The organism is Paramaledivibacter caminithermalis DSM 15212 (genome assembly GCF_900142245.1).
Classification (GTDB): Bacteria; Bacillota; Clostridia; order Peptostreptococcales; family Caminicellaceae; genus Paramaledivibacter; species Paramaledivibacter caminithermalis.
Window position 1 is genome coordinate 1 of sequence record NZ_FRAG01000112.1, and the last position, 4,149, is coordinate 4,149.

Below are 4,149 nucleotides of genomic sequence, written 5' to 3' on the forward strand. Positions count from 1 at the left end.
AATTTTCAAAGGTGATACCTTAGTATCATCTTCATTTATATTTTCAGTTTCATATCTATTAAGAGTAGCCCACTGTACCTTTGAATCTTTAGTCTTTTCTTTAGAATCTTCCTTTCTAAATTTTTTAATCCATCCATAGAAAATACTTTTTTTGATACCATTATTATTACTATACTCTCCTATAGATAACTTACTTAAAATCCAGTTATCATAATGGGTTCTCCACCAATCTTTTGTTTTTTTCATTTCCTGATATGCCTCCTTTAAAGGCATTATCTCACAGGAAATGGTCTGTTAGAAGGTGGGTAGGGTTTTACGCTTACCCTTTTTGAAATTATTGATTTTTTAGGGTTTTTATGCTTCTTAACAACTCTTAATTTAGTTTATTTTTCTACATTTGATAAATATTGTATATTTTATGGGCTTTTTACACTAGAATTAAAATTAAACAATATATAAAATTTTTTTTGCAAATTTCAAAATACGACATTTTTTTCATTTTTTATATGTTATTATTACTTTGATAGTCTATTTAAACAAAATTTACATAATTAATTATTAATTTGAGTTGTGCAAATTTAAAATAGATAAAATTGGTAACTCATTTTACACATACAAAATGGCATAAATCTTAACGCAAAGTTTGCCGCTTACACAATATGGATTTAAACTTATGAATATAGCTAGTGTTACTAATAATCAAATTTTAAATTATATTAACAGCTTAAATTTTAATTTTACTAAACTGTAGGCTAAAAACCTTAATGATTTAGTACAAGGCATAATCGATTTTGATCGCAAAAGAAATAATTCTAATTTATTTAATAAATAGGTTGTTGAATAACTAAATTTGGGGATTGATAATTCGGCTAATTCTCTACATTATAAAATTGGAATCATTTTTATAAAAAATAATTTTGATAGTTTAAATACAGCATTTTACTTTTAGTAAAAATAGTTATTCAACAACCTAAATAAAGTTTTAAATATTAAAGACATAGGTAGTGTAACTAAGTTTTTAAATAATTCACCTTGGGATGATGAGTTTCTTAGTATCAATAGACTAAGTAGTATAATGAATCAAGAAATGAACTTATATTTATAGCACTTATGTTAAAGTAATGACATAAAAAATATCGAAGCTCTTAAATATCACTTTTCCATATTGAAGGCAAATTGGTATGGTGACATTGTTGAGTTTCATCTGCGCTTAAATTAAAGCTCATACTATATCTTTAAGTGTAGACAATTTATATAGGAAAACTACTGTAGAGAAGATAATCTGAATTTCAAATCTAAAATTTAAATAGTTAATTATTTAATTGATACTTTTCCTAAATCAAGTACCAATATCAAAAGCGGAATTTATGTTGTAATAGGTAGATGGTTTGCACCAAAAGATTTTTTTGAAAACAATTTATCCTAGTTTGTTAGATTCTACCGATCTAGAATAAGTCAAGAAAATATTAAGTTAATTCTTAGAAATGTAATACAGTTATTTAAAGGAGATAGCCTTAAGAATATAATTGCATGGGCATATATGTTAGGCTCACTTAATATCAATTTGTGTGAATTACAAAAAAGTATTTAGGCTAATGGCCTGTAGCTTTTGCACAATTCAAGTTATTTAATTTTTTCTAAAAAACATGGTTAAATAGAAATAAAATTTTCAAAATTGTTCTAAGGTTATGCTATAAGTATACACTATTTGAAAACAGTTCCATAGAATAAAAAATAGACTATCGATGATACTTTTTAGGACGAGCCTAACCAATTAAAGTAGAGTAGTTTTAACAAACTATTTTTTAAGTTTATTTAAAATTTCTTATTTAAAGTATCAAAAATAACATAACAACAAGACCTCTTGAAATAAGTAGACATAGAATAGCTGGTCAGGTTTGAAATAGTAATTTGATCTTTTAAAGCTAAATAGCAAGTATAAATCCTATTAAGCTGTTGTATACTTTGGACAAATATTTCAGCAAGTACGAAATTACCAAGGTTTTAGATTCTTTAGAAGAACAAAAATAACACAAACGAGTTTTGTATTAAAGATCCTAAATGCACTTTCTTAGTTTATTCAGCCATTTTTGTAGGTAGAATTTTAGCAATACAGGATTGCAAACTTTTGTGTTTCATTCGGTATGTATATTGTCTAGTGTAATTGAAAAAAACTATGCAAAGTATCTTTAAGACTTTTTTATACATTTTGCTGTAAATATTTGTCTTAAGAATACAAGGGAACGTACTATGACACAAATGCCAACCTTTTAAAAGATGTTGTTGGAAAGTATATTTTTAAACCGGAGTATAATTTGATCAACAACATAGGTAAGCCTATTTTTATAGGCATTAAGTTCAGCAATGAGTTAGTAGTACTTATGACAAAAGTTTATGAGGCATTCAATATCCATATGAGATGGATTTGTATTTTTAAGTTCCTAAAATTTGTATAGCAGGAAATTTTTTTAGCATCGAATTTCTTGTTTTTTACTTTATTAATACGAATATTTTTAGAGTGGATGAGGTTTATTACGAAAATTTCAAATCAAACTTTACACAGTGAATGTAAAAGAAGTTTGAGAAAGCTCTATTTTATAACAAGAAAAAAGCTTGTAAAGAAATAAATTTCTATTTCTAAATTAATTCAAATTTTATTATGCAGGCATACGAATAATAGCAAATCTTCATTTGGGATAATATTTCAAAAAAATCGCCATCTAACTAAAGAACTTATTCATATTGAGGAAAATTCATGTTATATAAAAGTTATATAAACACGGATAATCATTTTAAAATGTGTTTAATTTGCCCAGATCAATTGTATATGATTTTAGATTTTAATTATAAATGTTCATTATGCATTTGACTCATAGAGTATGTATAAAGGATAAAAAATGTAATCAAATTTAAAAAAACAAAAATAATTGCGTGTCATAGGGAATCTAAGATTTAGATATACTTCAGTTAAGCTTTTATTATGAAAAAGAGAAAGGAGAATAAAAAAAGTGAATATTTCAATAGCCACAAATTTTGACAATAAGTTAATTGATTTAGTAAAGCAGTATGGTGTAACAAATTTGTTTGGCAAATTAAAAAATGATTTTATTGGAGGAGGGCTGGAACGTGAACATCTTGATGATATTGATCGATTAAAAGTAGAAAATCATGTAAAGTATGCACATAAGAATAATATGACAGTTAACTATACACTTAATTCACCATGTTTAGGGAATGACGAGTTTACATATGAAGGTAAACAACATATCAAAGAATTATTAGATTGGTTAACAGAAATTAAAATTGATTCAGTGACAGTATCAATTCCAGCTTTATTAAGATATATTAAAAAAGAGTATCCTAATTTAGAAGTAAAAATATCTTCAAGTGTCTGTGTAGATAGTGTTGCAAAAGCAAAGCGATGGGTTGAGTTTGGTGCTGATTGTATTGTTCTTGATCCTATGGTAGTAAATAGAAATTTCAAAATTTTAAAAGCAATACGAGATGCAGTCGATATTGAATTAGAATTGATTGTAAATAATAACTGCATGTATGAATGTCCATTATTAACTTATCATCAGTCATATATGGGGCATTCAAGTCGAGAAACAGATAATAAAGAGATAAAGTATGATTTTTGTTACTTAAACTGTTCAAAAAAACGAGTTGAAAATCCTGTTAACTATTTAATTTCAGACATTATCCGACCTGAAGATATAGGAATCTATGAAGCTCTTGGCTACAATCAAATTAAAATTATAGATCGTGGAACCCCTATTGAATTGATGGTAATTCGTGCAAAAGCTTATTTTGAAAGACGATATGACGGAAATTTATTGGATTTAATACAGCATTTTGGTTATAGGGATGTTTCATTTCCTGATGAATATCTGAAAAATATTTATATAGACAATAAAAAATTGGATAACTTTATGAAAAAATTTGAGAAAGGATACTGTTATTTAATTGGATGTGGAGAAACGTGTAGGCATTGCCATGATTATGCTAGTGAAGCAATTAATATAGACAAGAGTTTTCAATTAAAGCATTTAGAAGCTGTTAATCAAGCTTTATTAGAAATAGAAAATTTGGCTTTGTAAACTTAATATGAAAAAATAGTACAATGTTTTATAGAATTACTTCAGATTG

General features: G+C 26.1%; 2 protein-coding genes. One reads left to right on the plus strand and one right to left on the minus strand.

The features are described 5' to 3' along the window. Positions 1-246, minus strand: a 246-nt coding sequence (tnpA, locus tag BUB36_RS18540) for an IS66 family insertion sequence element accessory protein TnpA (RefSeq protein ID WP_207550859.1), incomplete at its 3' end; no start/stop codon positions are given. A gap of 2,762 nt (positions 247-3,008) precedes the next feature. Here tnpA and BUB36_RS18545 point away from each other — a divergent pair. After that, entirely contained in the window at positions 3,009-4,100 is a 1,092-nt protein-coding gene (locus tag BUB36_RS18545; protein ID WP_073153749.1) for a U32 family peptidase, read from the plus strand. Positions 4,101-4,149: the final 49 nt, after the last annotated feature.